The organism is Geobacillus thermopakistaniensis, from assembly GCF_000498995.1.
GTDB lineage: Bacteria > Bacillota > Bacilli > Bacillales > Anoxybacillaceae > Geobacillus > Geobacillus thermoleovorans.
Genome location: NZ_AYSF01000031.1, coordinates 47,812 through 63,986, shown reverse-complemented (window position 1 = coordinate 63,986; position 16,175 = coordinate 47,812). Strand labels below are relative to the sequence as shown.

19 protein-coding genes and 1 riboswitch are annotated in these 16,175 nt (G+C 54.9%); of the genes, 1 reads left to right on the top strand and 18 read right to left on the bottom strand.

What is annotated here, in order from left to right; genetic code table 11:
- From ribB to T260_RS134190, 5 genes are all read right to left on the bottom strand, one after another.
- A partial coding sequence (gene ribB / locus T260_RS134175; protein WP_023633519.1) for a 3,4-dihydroxy-2-butanone-4-phosphate synthase occupies positions 1 to 968 on the bottom strand: 968 nt, incomplete at its 3' end.
- A 20-nt stretch (positions 969 to 988) separates the two neighbouring features.
- Positions 989 to 1,633, bottom strand: coding sequence for a riboflavin synthase (gene ribE, locus T260_RS134180; RefSeq protein WP_011231778.1), 645 nt, complete (start codon positions 1,631 to 1,633; stop codon positions 989 to 991).
- Positions 1,588 to 2,730 carry a bifunctional diaminohydroxyphosphoribosylaminopyrimidine deaminase/5-amino-6-(5-phosphoribosylamino)uracil reductase RibD gene (gene ribD / locus T260_RS134185; RefSeq protein ID WP_014196247.1) on the bottom strand — a complete coding sequence of 381 codons (1,143 nt, stop codon included), beginning with the start codon at positions 2,728 to 2,730 and terminating at the stop codon, positions 1,588 to 1,590. Before ribD ends, ribE begins: the two co-directional genes overlap by 46 nt.
- Before the next feature lie 206 nt (positions 2,731 to 2,936).
- A riboswitch (FMN riboswitch) is annotated at positions 2,937 to 3,069 on the bottom strand.
- 47 nt (positions 3,070 to 3,116) lie between these two features.
- Positions 3,117 to 3,245 carry a hypothetical protein gene (locus T260_RS1000000140470; protein ID WP_014196248.1) on the bottom strand — a complete coding sequence of 43 codons (129 nt, stop codon included), beginning with the start codon at positions 3,243 to 3,245 and terminating at the stop codon, positions 3,117 to 3,119.
- Entirely contained in the window at positions 3,232 to 3,672 is a 441-nt protein-coding gene (locus tag T260_RS134190) for a peptidylprolyl isomerase (protein ID WP_011231780.1), read from the bottom strand. Before T260_RS134190 ends, T260_RS1000000140470 begins: the two co-directional genes overlap by 14 nt.
- A gap of 184 nt (positions 3,673 to 3,856) precedes the next feature.
- Between T260_RS134190 and T260_RS134195 the strand changes: the two genes are divergently transcribed.
- Entirely contained in the window at positions 3,857 to 4,735 is an 879-nt protein-coding gene (locus tag T260_RS134195) for a DUF1002 domain-containing protein (protein WP_011231781.1), read from the top strand.
- A 71-nt stretch (positions 4,736 to 4,806) separates the two neighbouring features.
- Here the strand turns inward: T260_RS134195 and lysA are convergent, their stop codons facing one another.
- The 13 genes from lysA to T260_RS134260 form a co-directional block, all read right to left on the bottom strand.
- Positions 4,807 to 6,126, bottom strand: a complete 1,320-nt coding sequence (gene lysA, locus T260_RS134200; protein WP_011231782.1) for a diaminopimelate decarboxylase — start codon at positions 6,124 to 6,126, stop codon at positions 4,807 to 4,809.
- Positions 6,127 to 6,439: 313 nt separating this feature from the next.
- Positions 6,440 to 7,918, bottom strand: coding sequence for a spore germination protein (locus T260_RS134205; protein WP_011231783.1), 1,479 nt, complete (start codon positions 7,916 to 7,918; stop codon positions 6,440 to 6,442).
- On the bottom strand, positions 7,866 to 8,477 hold the full coding sequence (gene spoVAEA / locus T260_RS134210) for a stage V sporulation protein SpoVABEA (protein ID WP_020278271.1): 612 nt from the start codon (positions 8,475 to 8,477) through the stop codon (positions 7,866 to 7,868). Before spoVAEA ends, T260_RS134205 begins: the two co-directional genes overlap by 53 nt.
- 5 nt (positions 8,478 to 8,482) lie before the next feature.
- Positions 8,483 to 8,833 (bottom strand): SpoVA/SpoVAEb family sporulation membrane protein, encoded by a 351-nt coding sequence (locus T260_RS134215; RefSeq protein WP_012820684.1) that lies wholly within the window; start codon positions 8,831 to 8,833, stop codon positions 8,483 to 8,485.
- A gap of 39 nt (positions 8,834 to 8,872) precedes the next feature.
- Positions 8,873 to 9,901 carry a stage V sporulation protein AD gene (gene spoVAD / locus T260_RS134220; protein ID WP_011231786.1) on the bottom strand — a complete coding sequence of 343 codons (1,029 nt, stop codon included), beginning with the start codon at positions 9,899 to 9,901 and terminating at the stop codon, positions 8,873 to 8,875.
- Positions 9,902 to 9,919: 18 nt separating this feature from the next.
- Positions 9,920 to 10,348 carry a SpoVA/SpoVAEb family sporulation membrane protein gene (locus tag T260_RS134225; RefSeq protein WP_011231787.1) on the bottom strand — a complete coding sequence of 143 codons (429 nt, stop codon included), beginning with the start codon at positions 10,346 to 10,348 and terminating at the stop codon, positions 9,920 to 9,922.
- Positions 10,349 to 10,365: 17 nt separating this feature from the next.
- Positions 10,366 to 10,797, bottom strand: coding sequence for a stage V sporulation protein AB (locus T260_RS134230; RefSeq protein ID WP_011231788.1), 432 nt, complete (start codon positions 10,795 to 10,797; stop codon positions 10,366 to 10,368).
- A complete protein-coding gene (locus T260_RS134235) occupies positions 10,784 to 11,407 on the bottom strand; it encodes a stage V sporulation protein AA (RefSeq protein ID WP_011231789.1) in 624 nt (207 codons plus the stop codon). The genes T260_RS134230 and T260_RS134235 overlap by 14 nt, the downstream gene beginning before the upstream one ends.
- Before the next feature lie 440 nt (positions 11,408 to 11,847).
- A complete protein-coding gene (gene sigF / locus T260_RS134240) occupies positions 11,848 to 12,600 on the bottom strand; it encodes an RNA polymerase sporulation sigma factor SigF (protein WP_014196263.1) in 753 nt (250 codons plus the stop codon).
- Positions 12,601 to 12,613: 13 nt separating this feature from the next.
- The gene (gene spoIIAB / locus T260_RS134245; RefSeq protein WP_011231791.1) at positions 12,614 to 13,054 is read right to left on the bottom strand and encodes an anti-sigma F factor; all 441 of its coding nucleotides are present in this window, start codon (positions 13,052 to 13,054) and stop codon (positions 12,614 to 12,616) included.
- Positions 13,055 to 13,405, bottom strand: coding sequence for an anti-sigma F factor antagonist (spoIIAA, locus tag T260_RS134250; RefSeq protein WP_014196264.1), 351 nt, complete (start codon positions 13,403 to 13,405; stop codon positions 13,055 to 13,057).
- Between the two features lie 125 nt (positions 13,406 to 13,530).
- The gene (locus T260_RS134255) at positions 13,531 to 14,706 is read right to left on the bottom strand and encodes a D-alanyl-D-alanine carboxypeptidase family protein (protein WP_011231793.1); all 1,176 of its coding nucleotides are present in this window, start codon (positions 14,704 to 14,706) and stop codon (positions 13,531 to 13,533) included.
- A 167-nt stretch (positions 14,707 to 14,873) separates the two neighbouring features.
- Positions 14,874 to 16,175 carry a pyrimidine-nucleoside phosphorylase gene (locus tag T260_RS134260; protein ID WP_023633517.1) on the bottom strand — a complete coding sequence of 434 codons (1,302 nt, stop codon included), beginning with the start codon at positions 16,173 to 16,175 and terminating at the stop codon, positions 14,874 to 14,876.

Below are 16,175 nucleotides of genomic sequence, written 5' to 3'. Positions count from 1 at the left end.
GGGCGGCTGAACAAAAGGCTGCCGAAAACATAACCTTGCTCCTGCAGCTTGTAAGCGCGCAACTTGTTCATAAGGCCGATGCCGCGCCCTTCTTGGCGCATGTAAAGCAACACCCCGCGCCCTTCCGCCTCGATTTGCCTGAGCGCCGCATGCAGCTGCGGACCGCAGTCGCACCGGTACGAGCCAAACACATCGCCAGTTAAGCATTCGGAATGGACGCGCACCAAGATCAGCTCATCCGGGATGATCTCTCCTTTGACAAGCGCCACATGCTCTTTTCCGTCGAGCACGTTTGTGTAGCCGATGGCGCGAAATTCGCCGAATTCGGTCGGCAGCCAAACGTCCACCTCCCGTTTCACGAGCTTTTCCCGCTGGCTCCGATAGGCGATCAAATCTTTGATCGTGATCATTTTCAATCCGAACTGGTCGGCGATTTGCCGCAAATCAGGAACGCGAGCCATCGTCCCGTCCTCTTTAATGATTTCGCAAATGACGCCGGCCGGCTTCGCGCCGCACAAACGGGCCAAATCAACCGCCGCTTCTGTATGGCCGGCGCGCCGCAAGACGCCTCCCTTTTTCGCAATCAACGGAAAAACGTGGCCAGGACGTTTAAAATCGCTCGCTTTCACATTCGGATCAAGCAGCGCCTGAATCGTCGCCGCCCGCTCGTAGGCGCTGATTCCCGTCGTTGTCGTTTTGTAGTCGACACTCACCGTAAACGCTGTGCCATGCGCGTCCGTGTTATGAGTGACCATCGGCTCAAGCTCGAGCCGCTCCGCCAATTCCTCCGTAATCGGCACGCAGACGAGCCCGCGGCCATGAGTGATCATAAAGTTAATGACATCCGGAGTAGCTTTTTCGGCCAGCACGACAAAATCGCCTTCATTTTCGCGGTCTTCGTCATCGCAAACGATGATCACTTCTCCGTTTTTCAGCGCCGAAAGCGCTGCTTCAATCGTGTCAAACATCAAGCTTGCCCCCTTTTCCACTATTTATAGCCGTGCTGCTCCAAAAATTCGACCGTCAATTTGGAGGTCGGCGTCGCTTTCGCGGTGAGGAAAGCGGCGACGTACTTGCCGATCATGTCGCACTCGATATTGACGAGATCGCCCGGCCGCTTTTCGCCTAAAATCGTCGCCTCACGCGTATGCGGAATGAGTGAAACGATGAACGTGCGCTCGCTCAGACCGAAAATCGTCAAGCTCGTCCCATCGACTGCGACCGATCCTTTCTCAATCATATAGGCGCGCAGCGAGGCCGGCACTTCGATTTCATAGTAGACGGCGTTCGCTTTCGGCCACTGCCGGATGATGCGCCCGACGCCGTCCACATGCCCGGTGACGAAATGGCCGCCAAACCGTCCTCCAGCCGCCATTGCCCGCTCCAAATTCACCTTCGCCCCCGGCTTTAATGTCTTTAGCGCCGTCGCTTTCACCGTCTCCGGCATGACATCGACCGTAAACTGCCGTTCGGTGAACGATGTGACGGTCAAGCAGACGCCGTTGACGGCGATGCTGTCGCCAAGCCGCACATCTTCGAGCACCCGCTTGGCGCCAATCGTCATCACGATGGCATCGCCGGTTTGCTTCATTTGTTCGATCGTGCCGATCTCTTCAATAATGCCAGTGAACACAACGATTCCTCCTTCCGTTTCGGCGCGGCGACGATTTTGATGTCCGGGCCGATCGTCTCGATGCGGCGGATGTCAAGCTCCACCGCTTCAGCAAGCCGGGCGAAGCCAAGGCCGCCGACCGGCGTCGGCGCCCCGCGGCCGCCGATCAGCTTCGGAGCGATATAGGCGATGACCTCATTGACTGCTCCCGCGCGGAGGAAGCTGTCATGAACGCGCGAGCCGCCTTCGACAAACAGCGACATGACTCCCTGCTCCCCAAGCAGACGGAGCACATCGCGGACATCGATCTGGGCCGTCGGCATTGAAAATACACGCACCCCAAGGCGCTCATACGCCGCTGCTTGTTCCCGACTGACGCCGCCGGTGATGATCCACGTTTCTGCTTCCTTGTCAGCGACGACATGGGCGTCAAGCGGTGTACGCAATTTTGTATCTAAAATGATGCGCAGCGGGTTTTTCCGCTTTTCCCCAAAGCGGACGGTAAGCTTCGGGTTGTCGGTCAAAACGGTGTTGACGCCGACCAAAATGGCGTCATGCTGCGCACGAAGGCGATGGGCATCCTCACGCGCCGCGCTTGATGTAATCCATTTGCTTTCCCCCGTCGCCGTCGCGATTTTGCCATCGAGGCTGCATGCGAACTTCAACGTGACAAACGGCGTTTTTGCGGCGATATAGTGGAAAAACATCCGATTTAATTCGTCCGCTTCGTCTTTTAATACGCCAACATCAACGTCAATGCCCGCTTGGCGCAGCTTGGCAATCCCTTTTCCCGCGACAAGCGGATTCGGGTCGGTCGTGGCAACGACGACGCGACGGACGCCCGCCTGGATGAGCAAATCGGCACATGGCGGCGTTTTTCCATAATGGCTGCACGGCTCAAGCGTCACGTACACCGTCGCACCGCGCGCCTTCTCGCCAGCCATGCGGATCGCATAGACTTCAGCGTGCGGCTCACCCGCTTTCAAATGGGCGCCAAGCCCAACGACCGTCCCACCGTTGACAACGACCGCGCCAACTGCAGGATTGGGAGACGTTTGCCCGACCCCAGCTTTGGCCACATCGAGAGCGAGCCGCATATAATGTTCATCGTTATGCACCGCACTCCCTCCTTCAATAAAAACGAAACCCCCGGGATGTCCCCGGGGGCTCATTGATGAGAGAATGACCAATGATGCGCAAACAAACACACGTTCGCTAAGCAGGCTATACCGGCCGGTCGGAAACAAAAGATACTACCATGCCTAGTCGGCCGACAGACGCTGCCCATGGGTCTGAACCGGCCGAAAACAGCCGTGCGCATATTGGCATCCTTCTCCCATCCAGACTATACTGTCGGCTCCGGAATCGCACCGGATCCTGCCTTTCGGCTCGCGGGCTGAGGGGCGGAAAGCCCCATCACCGCCGGTCGGGAATTTCACCCTGCCCCGAAGGATGCATCACTATATCGTTATGTTCATTATACCACACGAAACGCCCTGCATCATCATTCCGCAACCCAAATCCAATACGCCGCTCCCCACAACAGGCTGGCCGCAAGCAAAAAGAAAAACAAGCGCCAGTTGTTTCGAACAGTCCGATCATCCTCGCTCATGCGCTGTTTACGGTTCGTCAAATACTTTCACTTCCTTCATCACGTCGCCGTTTTTCATCGTCCTCACGACGTCCATGCCCGATGTCACTTGGCCAAAGACGGTGTGCACCCCATCCAAGTGCGGCTGCGGCTCGTGGACGATAAAGAACTGGCAGCTGCCGGTGTCGCGGCCGCGGTGCGCCATGGACATCGCGCCGGTGACATGTCGGTGTGGATTGTTGTCCGTCTCGCACGGGATCGTATAGCCGGCATCGCCCGTTCCGTTGCCGCGTGGACATCCTCCTTGGCTGACAAATCCAGGGATGACGCGGTGGAACGTCAACCCGTTATAAAAGCCTTCGTTTGCGAGCTTCTCAAAATTGGCCACCGTCACCGGCGCCTCGTTTGGGAACAGTTCAAACTCGATTTTCCCGCCGTTTTCCATTAGAATATATCCTTTTTTCGCCACAAGCATCCAGCTCCTTTTCGACATCGAAACTGCTTTTATCATACCATGATTGCCAAGTGAAACAAAAGAAAAAATGTCTTTTCAAATTCGCACGCCGCCTGACCGCGTCGCTTTTTGCCGATAGCCAAGCAGGCGAGCGTACGGTATAATGATAATGCATTTTCGTAAACAGGAGGCGAGCTATGTGAAACGAACGATCGCTTCATCGCTGCTTTGGGCGGTGCTCTTGGCATCTCCGGGCATCGCAGCGGCCGATGCCGCGCCGGGCGATGTCATTGTGACGCTCGGGGAAAACTTAACGAATGAACAAAAGCAAAAAGTGCTCGACGAAATGAAGGCGCCGGACGGGGCGCAAACGATCACCGTCTCAAACGTTGAGGAGCATAAATATTTGGACGGACTCATTCCGAAAGCGCAAATCGGCACGCGCGCCATCTCGTCGTCGATGATCACGATAAAAGAGCCCGGCTCGGGGCTTCATGTCGAAACGCACAACATCACATGGGTGACGAAAGAGATGTATACAAACGCCTTGATCACCGCAGGGGTGAAAGATGCCGATATTTACATCACCGCCCCGTTTCCGGTTTCCGGCACCGCAGCGCTGACGGGGCTGATGAAGGCGTATGAAATTTCCTCGGACCAAGCCATCCCTGATGATGTCAAAAAAGTGGCGAACGAGGAAATGGTGCAGACGGCGAAGCTCGCCGATTCGATCGGCGCGGACAAAGCGGTCGCCCTGCTGGCGAAAATCAAACAAGAAATCGCCAACAACCCACCGCAGACGGACGCTGATTTGCGCGCCCTTATTGAAAAAATCGCCAACGACCTTGGCATTACGCTGAGCGAGAATGAAATCAACAACCTGATTTCCCTTTTCCATAAAATGCAAAACGCCCATATTAATTGGGATCAAGTGAACGATCAGCTGAGCAAGGCGAAAGAACAGCTATCGGCGTTTTTGCAGTCAGAAGAAGGGAAAACGTTCATTCAAAACCTTATCGACATCTTCAAAGAAATTTGGAACGCGATCAAATCAGCATTTTCCTCAAATCAACAATGAAAGAAGGCGCCCAAAAAAAGCAGCGGGCGCCTTTTCTTTGTGAAGGCCGTTCTCTTTCCAACCGGCGGCCTTCACTTTTTCACTTTCGTTTTCAAAGGCAAATCATATTGGATCAAATCTTCATATGTCTCCCGTTTCACAACGAGCTGGGCGTCGCCGTTTTCAACGAACACAACGGCTGGGCGCGGCAGACGGTTGTAATTGTTCGCCATGGAATAGCCGTAAGCGCCGGTGCAAAAAACGGCCAAATAATCGCCCGGCTTCGCTTCCGGCAGGGCGATGTCCCAAATGAGCATGTCGCCTGACTCGCAACACTTCCCGGCGATCGATACGACTTCCGTCGGCTCGCCGAACACCCGGTTGGCGAGCGCGGCTTCGTATTTCGCTCCGTAAAGCGCCGGGCGGATGTTGTCGCTCATGCCGCCGTCAACGGCAATATAGGTGCGGACGTTGGGCACCTCTTTGCGCGAACCGATCGTATAAATCGTCGTTCCCGCATCACCCACGAGCGACCGCCCCGGCTCGATCCAAATTTCCGGCAACGGCAAGCGGCAAGCTTCGGCCTGCCTTTTCACCTCTTCCACGATGCAGTCGACGTACGCTGTCACCGGAATCGGGTCGTCTTCCTCCGTATAGCGGATGCCAAAGCCGCCGCCAAGATTGACAACCGCTGGGACAAATCCGTGCTCCTTGTTCCACTCCGCCAGCTTGGCAAACACTTTTTGCGCCGCGAGCACAAACCCAGCTGTTTCAAAAATTTGCGAGCCGATATGGCAATGAACGCCGAGCAGCTGAAACGCGGCCGATGCCATAACACGGCGAAACGCCTCGTCCGCCTGACCGTTGTTTAAGTCAAAGCCGAACTTTGAATCTTCTTGCCCGGTTAAAATGTAATCGTGCGTATGCGCCTCGACCCCCGGCGTCACGCGGAGCAAAACCGGCACCGTCCGACCGCATGACGCCGCCAGCTCTTCGATCAGCTCGAGTTCGTAAAAGTTGTCGGCAACGATGCAGCCGATGCCGTGTTCAAGCGCCATCGCCAATTCGTCCCGGCTTTTGTTGTTGCCATGAAAATGGATGCGCTCAGGCGGAAAACCGGCCGCAAGCGCCGTATACAGCTCACCGCCTGAGACGACGTCAAGCGACAATCCCTCCTCAGCGGCCAGCTGCACGATGGCGACGGCGGAAAACGCCTTGCTCGCATACGCGACTTGCGCCCGCACGCCGTGACGCTGGAACGCTTCTTTAAACGCGCGCGCCCGAGCGCGGATCAACGCAACGTCATAAATATAAAGCGGCGTGCCATACGTTTTGGCCAACTCGACCACATCGACGCCGCCGATTTCCAAATGCCCTTGTTCATTCACGCGGCTTGTCCCGTGAAGAAACATCGCAAACCCCTCATTCCTCTATCGAAATCGCATGGCAAAAGCAAAAAAGACAGTTTGCAAAATCGGCAACTGCCTTTACAAAATGGAAAACCGCAGAGCGCCATCGGCTCTGCCTTGAAACGGAAGGCCGCACACCCCGCGCTGGGCCATGCCCATTCCGTCCGTGCAAACGTGCGAAGCACTGAGGCAAGCACCATCAGTGCAAGCAATTAAATATAACTTATCATAATTATAAAAAAGTTGCAATAGCGCTAAAACGAAAAAAGCGGCCGCCAATAGGTGGAGACGGCCGCTTCCAAATGGATCGTTCGCGTCATGACGGCTGTTTTTGCCGGTCTTGCGGGTGAACGATGCTCGGGCGCACTCTCGCTCCGGCAACCGAACGGCGGACGACAATTTGCATAAATGCCGCTGGATCGAACGGGATGAACGGCCATAAGTACGGCGTATTAAGCGAGCGGATGCTGGCGAGCCAAAGCAAATAAACGGTCGTGCCAATGACGAGCCCGGGCACTTTAAACAAGGCGACAAGAATGACCAATGCCAATCGAGAAATCTTATTCGCCACGCTCAACTCATAGCTTGGCGTCGCAAATGAACCGATCGCCGCCACCGAAATGTACAAGATCACTTCCGGCACAAACAGCCCGACATCGATGGCGATTTGTCCGATCAAGACGGCGGCAATCAAACCCATCGCGGTTGATAGCGGCGTCGGGGTATGAATGGCTGCCATCCGCAAAAACTCAATCCCAAAATCAGCGAGCAAAATTTGCACAATGATCGGGATGTTCGTTTGTTTGTTCGGCCCAATAAACGCCCACGATTCGGGCAGCAACGACGGTTCAAGGACGAACAGCACCCACAGCGGCAGCAAAAACAACGACGTCAAAATGCCTAAAAACCGCACCCAGCGCACAAACGTCCCGACCCCTGGCGACTGCCGGTATTCCTCGGCATGCTGGACGTGGTGGAAAAATGTTGTCGGCGTGATGATGACGCTTGGCGATGTATCAACCATAATGAGCACGTGCCCTTCAAGCAGGTGCGTCGCTGCTACATCCGGCCTCTCGGTATAACGGACGAGCGGGTACGGGTTGTATCCTTGCTTGACTAAAAACTCTTCGACTGTTTTGTCGCCCATCGTCAGTCCATCGACGTTGATTTGCTGCAACTCTTTCTTGACGAGTTCAACAAGCCCCGGGTCAGCGACGTCTTTAATATAGGCGATGCATACGTCCGTTTTTGACCGCTCGCCGACTTGCAAAATTTCAAAGCGCAGCCGCTCGTCGCGGATGCGGCGGCGGGTGAGCGCCGTGTTGACAATGATGTTCTCGACGTAGCCGTCGCGGGCGCCGCGCACAACTTTTTCCGTATCCGGCTCTTGCGGCTGCCGACCCGGATAGCTGCGGACGTCGACAGCAAATCCGGTCGATTCGCCTTCAATCAAGACGATGATCAAGCCCGACAGCAGCTTGTCAACCGCTTCGTCGAGGCTCGTCACCGGACTGACTTGCTGATGAACGAGTCGATTTTCGATGATCTGCCACGCTTGGGACGCCTGGCGTTCATCATCGTTGACGCGCACAATTTGTTTTAACAATTCGATAATGTATTGCGTGTCGCATAAACCGTTGCAGTAGTAAATATGTACTTCCCGGTTTAGGACATAGATTTTCCGCACGCCTAAATCAAAGCTTGTCCCGACGCCGATCCGCTGTTGCAAAAACTTCGCGTTGTCAACGAGCCGCTTCGCGATCGGCGCTTTCGGTTTCTTTTCTTTTTCCGGCATGGCCACCACTCCTTTCGAGAATCAACTCGACCGCCTTGCGCGTAATCGGCGCTCCGTATTTCGCATGGTCTCGATATCCCATTTTGCCGATGTCGCCGATGCCGACGATGAGCGGAATGTTCAGCCGGTCAAGGCAGTAGACGGTATCGCCATTGATCCGCCCGATCTCGAGGTCCCGGACGCCTTCTTTATCGACCCCATATTCGGTCATCACGCCGTCACGGTCGATGCTCACATGCACTTTTGTCCATTCATGCTGGTGCGTATTGGAGGCAACCGCCAGCGCCCCGAGCACTTGGATTTGCTCATGCGTCGCCACATAGCGAAGCGCCTGCTCTCCGGCCCCCTCCCCGAGGGCGCCGCAATCGTCAAACATGACAAACACTGGATCGTGCGGCGTTTGCAAAATGAGTTCGACCAACTGTTCACCGCTCAGTTTCGTCGGATTGCCTTGCGAGCGAGAAATGCAACGGCCGCCGATCTCGGCGGCAACCCGCTCAATCGCCCGGCAGGCGAACTCGTCCCCATCCGTTACTAAAATGACTCGTCGTTTTTCCATCATCTCTACCCTTTCGGTTTGCAAGTGAGCGCCGCGGCAAAAGAGCCAGCCACGATAAAAGCGAACAAGGCGCCGGCAAATCGGAACACCGCTGCTCCGGTTTCGACAAATCCCTCCGGCCGCGGTTCTGCCATGGCCCCTTTCGCCAACCAATACCCAAATCCGCATAGCGGCATCGTCGCCCCGGCGCCAGCCCAAGCGACGAATGGATCATAGACGCCGCCAAAGCCAAGGAGTACGCCAAAGACGACAAGCGAACCGGCGACGCCAGCCGGCGTCCATTTGCCGCGGTCGATGATGAGCTGAACGATGGCGCACAGCAGCCCGCCGGCGAGAAAGGCACGGACGTATTCCATATCACATTCCCTCCTGATCGTTCCCAAATAAAAGACGTCCTACGGCGGCAAATCCGGCTCCTGTCCAGCCGCTTCGATGACGACGCCGTGAGCGATCGCTGGGATCGACTGTTTTTGCTGCACCATCGTTTGACTCAAGAGCGCCCCGGTAGCGACGACAAACAGGCGTCGAAACGTTCCGCGGGCGAGCTCTTGAAGCAAATACCCGTACGTGACGACCGCCGAACAGGCGCAGCCGCTGCCGCCGGCGAACACCTTTTGATCTGGCCGGTAAATCATCAGCCCGCAATCGTTGTAAACGTCGGTCACATCGTAGCCTGATTCAGCAAGCAACTCGCGGACGATGACGCTGCCGACGCGCGACAAGTCGCCGGTGACAATCAAATCGTAATCGCCCGGCGAGACGCCTAAGTCACGGAAATGCTGCTCGATCGTATCGGCCGCCGCCGGGGCCATCGCCGCCCCCATGTCGAGTGGGTTTTTCAGCCCGGCGTCAACGACTTTGCCGATCGTCGCCGCCCGGACGCGCCAACGTCCCGGCGCGCGGCCAACGAGCGCGGCGCCGGCGCCCGTGACGGTGAACGTCGCCGTTTTCGGCTTTTGCACCCCCAGTTCAGTCGGGTAGCGAAACTGCCGTTCGGCCGTCGCGTTATGACTGCTTGTCGCCGCAAGCGCCCGATCAGCCAATCCACCAGCGACAAACGCAGCGGCTGCCGCCAACGTTTGCATCGAGGTCGAACAGGCGCCGAACAAGCATAAAAACGGAATCGGCAGCTCGCGGGCGACATAGTTCGATGTCGCATTTTGGTTTAACAAATCACCGGCCAAAAATAGATCGACTTCTTCGGCAGAGACGCCCGCCTTTTGCAAGCAGCAGTCCACCGCCTCCCGCATCAGCCTCCGCTCGGCCAGCTCCCACGTCGCTTCGCCGCAATATAAGTCGCGATGACAAACATCAAAATAACTTCCGAGCGGCCCGTCGGCTTCAAGCGGCCCGACTGCGGCAGCGGCCGCTTGGATGTAAACACCATCGTCAAACACCCATGTCTGCTTTCCGACACGTTTCATGGCCAATCCCTCTTTTCGTCACGGCCAAACAAGGCCAAGCACATAGGCGGCAATCAGACCATAAATGACCGCTGCCCCACCGGCTTTCAACATCTGCCCGGCCACCCCGGCCGTCCATCCTTCGCTGCGATGTTCGATGGCAGCGCTCGCGATCGCATTGGCCAGCCCTGTAATGAGCATCGTCGCCCCCGCACCGGCAAATTGGCTGAAATCATCATATTTCCCGACGGCCGTCAGCACAATCGCCAATCCGGCCATCACCATAGACGCCCACAGATGAGCCTCGAGCGGCGAAGCGGCAAACGTGCCGCCATACCAATCAACGAGCCATTGCGCCAACGCACAAAGCGCCCCGCCGACAAGAAACGCTTTTACCGCATTGGCGGCGTATGGGGGAGAAGGCTGAAACGCCTTCACCTCGCGGACATAATCGGACTTTAATCCCACGTTTCCTTCCCCCTTTGTCAGCGAAAGTGATCGACAAAATAAAGCCAATGAAACAACGAACCGGCCACTTTGCCAAAGGCGATGGCCATAAGTAAAATGACGATTTTATCATCGACGCCGATCCGCTTCGCTAAAATCGGCCAAACGTTCAACACCTCTGTTAAAGCGGCAGCGAGCATTCCGATAAACACACCATGAAACAATCCGATCGGCGCTAGCCAATATTTGGATAAATGCCAAACAGAATGGCGCAAACTCATCCAACCGCCAACGATGGCGCCGGCTACAGCCCCCCATTCATAGGCGTGAATGCGTTTTGGAGTTTTCGTCAGCTGCGTCAGGCGCGGGATGACGCCAAGCACGACCAAAAAAGCGACAAATCCGGTTCCGACCGCCAACCCTCCGGCGAAGCCGACGAACACTACCAGCAAAATCTCAAGCGTCGTCAAGAGGCCTCAAGCTTTCTTTGTTTTCATGCAAAATGACGTACTGATCGATCGATTGCTGGTAGTTGAACATTTCGACTTCAAGAGGGCTGGGCTCCTCGTTGATTCGTTTGCGGAACCAATGGTTGAAAAATAAAATCATCCCGATGCCGAGCCCAAGCGAATATGGAATTTGCAAAAGCAGCGGTTTATCGACCGCCTGGCCGGTCACCATCTCGTACAGATGGCGATGCACCCGTTGCATGCTGACGTCCTCGTGAAAGTTCATGATCGCCATCGCCGAACCGACGAACAAAAGAAGCCAAACGAGAACGAAGGAAGCGGTCGAAACCTTCCGTTTTTCATAGACGACTTCAATGATCGTCTGCGATGGGCCGATCATCTGCACATCAAGCGAGGAATCCACATCAAACACAGCCCGGATCATTTGCATCATATCGATGATGACGATATTTTTATCGCTGGGCTGGATGCGATAGAGCGGAATCGTCTTCAACCGCCGAATGAGCCCGCCATCCGGCGCAGCGATTTGGGCCGCCTGCCCGAGCGTCACCACCGCCCCCGGCTTGACTTGCACGCGATGGCGCGGCTTGATAAATACGGTGTTGGCCATTTGCTTCACACCTTTGTCCCCATTTTGTTTTTCTTTAGTTTGGTTGGCAAAAACACCGATCATGCGGCCTGTCGGCGTTCACCATCGATTTCATAAAAATAGAAAAGAATGGGCAAAAAATGCCCATTCTTTTTTAGACTTTTGTTGCTTGCTATGGAAAAAGCGTTCCAAGATGCGCTTACAGACCAAAAGACGGATGCGATTCATGGTTCACCGCCGATGAATTGACATCCGTCCATTTTGAACACACCTGTGCGGACAAAATGGACTATCCGTCCATTTTGTTGCCCACTCTGTGCGGACAAAATGGACTATCCGTCCATTTTGTTGCTCACTCCGTGCGGACAAAATGGACTATCCGTCCATTTTGTTGCTCACTCCGTGCGGACAAAATGGACTATCCGTCCATTTTGTTGCCCACTCCGTGCGGACAAAATGGGCTATCCGTCCATTTTGTCCTTTATGTGCTGCAATATTTTCTTTTCCAGCCGGGATACTTGCACTTGAGAGATGCCGAGCCTCGATGCCACTTCGGACTGGGTTTGGTCTTTGTAATAGCGCAAATAGACGATCAGCCTCTCACGCTCGTCGAGTTCTTCGATCGCTTTTTTTAAGGCGATTTTGTCAAACCATGACGCTTCGTCGGCGTCAGCGATTTGATCAAGCAACGTAATCGGATCGCCGTCGTTTTCGTACACCGTTTCGTGAATCGATGTCGGCGAGCGGACGGCCTCTTGGGCGAGAACGACTTCCTCAGGGGAAATGCCTAAATGGTCGGCGATTTCCGTAACCGTCGGCGCCCGCCCGCGCGTTTTCGACAGCTCATCTTTCGCCTTGCGGATTTTGTTGCCCATCTCTTTCAGCGAACGGCTCACTTTGACGGTGCCGTCGTCGCGAAGAAACCGCTGAATCTCCCCAATGATCATCGGCACGGCGTACGTCGAAAACTTGACGTCATACGACAGGTCAAACTTGTCGACCGACTTTAACAAGCCGATGCAGCCGATTTGAAACAAGTCGTCCGCTTCATAGCCGCGGTTTAAAAAACGTTGAACGACCGACCAGACGAGGCGCATGTTTTTTTCAATAATTTCATCACGCGCTTCTTGATCGCCTTCTTGGCTGCGGCGGATCAGCTCTTTCATCTCCTGATCTTTGATTGGCGACTGATCTTGCTTGACATCGACATCCATAGGCATGTCTCCCTCAGTTACATAACGCTTTGCTTTTCGCAATATGCTTTTTCAAATACACAGTCGTCCCTTTATTCACTTCCGATTCGACGATGACTTCGTCCATGAAGTTTTCCATAATGGTAAAGCCCATCCCTGACCGCTCGAGCTCGGGCTTTGTCGTAAACAACGGCTGGCGCGCTTCTTCGATGTCAGGAATGCCGACTCCTTCGTCTCTCACCGTCAAATGGACGACACCGTCTTCAATGATGACGGAAATGGAGACGATGCCGTTCGGATCGTTGTTGTAGCCGTGAATGATCGCGTTTGTCACCGCCTCAGAGACAACCGTTTTAATTTCCGTCAGTTCGTCCATCGTCGGGTCAAGCTGGGCGACGAACGCCGCCACGGTCACACGGGCGAACGATTCATTTTCGCTGCGGGCAGAAAATTGGAGGTGCATTTCGTTGCGCATTTACGCCACCCCCAATGCTTGCAAGGCGAATTGCTCATCCGCCTCAACGCGGATGATTTTAAACAGACCCGACATGTCAAACAGCCGTTTGACGGCCGGCGATACGGCGCATACAACCATCTGCCCGCCGACGTTTTTGATTTGTTTATAGCGTCCGAGAATGACGCCGAGGCCAGAGCTGTCCATGAACGTCAATTGTCCTAAATTGAGCACGATGTGGCGGACCGCTCGGTTTTCGAGCACATCCGTCACTTGTTCACGCAATTGTTCGGCTGTATGATGGTCAAGCTCCCCAGACAGGCGAACGATGAGCACGTCTTGCTTCACTTCCAAGTCGATCGCGAGACTCACAGCGTGTTCCCCCTTGTCCATTTCAGGATATGGAGACATTTCGCTGCTGTCCGCCCGAAATCCTGCCGCCCGACAAAACTAGTGGTCGTTCGCCAAAGAGAGCGAAAAGACCGCAAAACTTGACATTATCCCGCTTGCACGAAGCGGCCAAACACCCGCTTAAACAAGTCCCAAAAGCTCGCTTCTTCGACCGTTTGCTTGGCGACGATCGGGCTGTGCAAAATTTCTTTTCCATCCTGTTTTAAAATGAGGACGCCAAGCTCATCGCCTTTGCGAACGGGTGCTTTCACATTGTCTTTCACTTTGATCACTTTTTCGATCTGCTCGACCGACTGCCCTTTTTTCGTCAGCACCGACACCGGCTCCGACGTCACCGCTTCGACGGATGACCGTTTGCCTTTGCTTATGTTGACGCGGGCGACTGTTTCATTCCGTTTGTACACCGGGTGAGTTCGATATTGGGAAAACGCGTAATCGAGCATCTTCGTAATTTGCGCATTGCGCGATTTCGGCGTCGGTGCTCCAAACACAACAGCGATGACGCGCATGCCGTTCTTTTTCGCCGTGGCGGTCAAACAATATTTCGCTTCGGCTGTATATCCGGTTTTCAGGCCGTCAACGCCCGGATAAAATTTGACAAGCCGGTTCGTATTGACGAGCCAAAACTTTTTGTCCGTATTTTCGCGCAAATAGTCTTCGTACTTGCTCGTATATTTCGTAATATCTTCATATTTCAACAGTTCGCGCGCCATCATGGCCATATCATAAGCGCTGCTGTAGTGATGTTCCGCCGGCAGGCCGGTCGCATTGGCGAAATGAGTGTTTTTTAAGCCGAGCTGTTTCGCTTTTTCATTCATCATCTCGACAAATGCTTCTTCCGACCCGGCGATCTGCTCAGCCATAGCGACCGACGCGTCGTTGGCCGAACCGATGGCAATGCCGCGCAGCAGCTCATCGACGGTCATTTCCTCGCCCGGCTCGAGGAAAATTTGCGATCCACCCATTGACGCGGCGTATTCGCTCGCCCGCACTTTTTCATCGTAGGACAGCTTTCCTTCATCGATGGCTTCCATGACTAGCAGCATCGTCATAATTTTCGTCATGCTCGCCGGCGGCAATGGTTCATGGGCATTTTTTTCATACAATACTTTGCCGGTGTCGCGTTCAATCAAAATGGCTGATTTCGCCTCATCGGCCAGCTTCACTTTCGCTTCCTTCATCTCTTTCGCCTCGGCATGGGCAGAAAGAGGAAGAAAAAGAAGAAACGGCAATAAAAGAAGACGAGTGACTTTCGTTTTCATCTCCCAAACCTCCATTCTTTATACATGCCATTTTTTCCAGGCGAGATATTTTTATACAAAAAAACAGCTCATTTTCCAAAAAACAAAAAAAACGCCCGAAACACGCGTTTCAGGCGTCTTCTTCTTGAACAACCGCTTTTTTCCTTGCGGATCGCCAGCGTCCCTCTCTATACGATGGTCTCATAAATGAGCGGCGGCCGAGCAACCGGCTGCGGCGACAGACGAACAGCCCCCTCGATCTTTTCTTTCACGTCAAGCACATCTGGCCGGTTGCTGTGAATCGTGGCGAGCGCTTCCCCTTTCTGCACGCGATCGCCGATTTTTTTATGGAGCACAATGCCGACCGCCAAATCGATCACGTCTTCTTTTTTCGCCCGGCCGGCGCCGAGCCACATGGCGGCCGTGCCGATGTCATCGGCGGCCATCTCGGCGACATAGCCGTCGGCAGCCGCCGTGACGGTCGACGTATAGGCCGCCTTTGGCAATTTATCCAGATCGTCAACGACCGATGCATCTCCACCTTGAGCGGCCAAAAACGTTTTGAACGCCGCGATGGCGGCCCCGCTGCGAATCGCCTCTTCAAGCAAACGGCGCGCCTCATCAAGCGATGGCGCCTTCTCCGCCAAATAGACCATATGGCTGCCGAGCGTCAAACAAAGTTCGGTTAAATCGTGCGGCCCGTCTCCTTTTAACGTTTCGATGGCCTCTTTCACTTCCAAGGCGTTGCCGACGGCATAGCCGAGCGGCTGGCTCATGTCAGAAATGACCGCCATCGTCCGGCGGCCGACGCGCTTGCCAATGTCGACCATCGCTCGAGCGAGCCGGCGCGCCTCGTCAAGTTCCTTCATAAACGCTCCGGCGCCCGTTTTCACATCCAAGACGATGGCATCAGCCCCAGCGGCGATTTTTTTGCTCATGATCGACGAGGCGATGAGCGGAATGCTGTTGACGGTCGCCGTCACATCGCGAAGCGCATATAGCTTTTTGTCAGCCGGTGTCAAATCGCCCGTTTGGCCGATAATGGCGATTCGGTTTTCATTCACGAGTCGAATGAACTCGTCTTTGCTGATCTCGACATGAAACCCGGGCACGGACTCGAGTTTGTCGATCGTGCCGCCCGTATGGCCGAGGCCGCGCCCAGACATTTTCGCCACCGGCACGCCGACAGAAGCGACAAGCGGCCCTAAAACGAGCGTCGTCGTATCGCCGACCCCGCCGGTCGAATGTTTATCGACTTTCACGCCGCGAATACTCGACAAATCGAGCATTTCGCCGGAGTGCACCATCGCCATCGTCAGCGCGGCCGTTTCTTCCTCGGTCATGCCGCGGAAATAAATCGCCATCGCGAGCGCGCTCATTTGGTAATCGGGAATGTTCCCGTTTGTATACCCTCGGACGATCCACTCAATTTCTTCCTTCGTCAGCGCCTTTCCGTCGCGCTTTTTCGCAATCAAATCGACCATTCGCAT

Coding starts and splice junctions, on each gene's coding strand:
- T260_RS134255 (WP_011231793.1), bottom strand. CDS start 14,706: ATGAAAACGAAAGTCACTCGTCTTCTTTTATTGCCGTTTCTTCTTTTT.
- T260_RS134205 (WP_011231783.1), bottom strand. CDS start 7,918: ATGCCGGAAAAAGAAAAGAAACCGAAAGCGCCGATCGCGAAGCGGCTC.
- lysA (WP_011231782.1), bottom strand. CDS start 6,126: ATGTTTCTTCACGGGACAAGCCGCGTGAATGAACAAGGGCATTTGGAA.
- T260_RS134235 (WP_011231789.1), bottom strand. CDS start 11,407: ATGGCCAACACCGTATTTATCAAGCCGCGCCATCGCGTGCAAGTCAAG.
- spoVAEA (WP_020278271.1), bottom strand. CDS start 8,477: ATGGAAAAACGACGAGTCATTTTAGTAACGGATGGGGACGAGTTCGCC.
- spoVAD (WP_011231786.1), bottom strand. CDS start 9,901: ATGAAACGTGTCGGAAAGCAGACATGGGTGTTTGACGATGGTGTTTAC.
- T260_RS134260 (WP_023633517.1), bottom strand. CDS start 16,175: ATGCGAATGGTCGATTTGATTGCGAAAAAGCGCGACGGAAAGGCGCTG.
- T260_RS134215 (WP_012820684.1), bottom strand. CDS start 8,833: ATGGAATACGTCCGTGCCTTTCTCGCCGGCGGGCTGCTGTGCGCCATC.
- spoIIAB (WP_011231791.1), bottom strand. CDS start 13,054: ATGCGCAACGAAATGCACCTCCAATTTTCTGCCCGCAGCGAAAATGAA.
- sigF (WP_014196263.1), bottom strand. CDS start 12,600: ATGGATGTCGATGTCAAGCAAGATCAGTCGCCAATCAAAGATCAGGAG.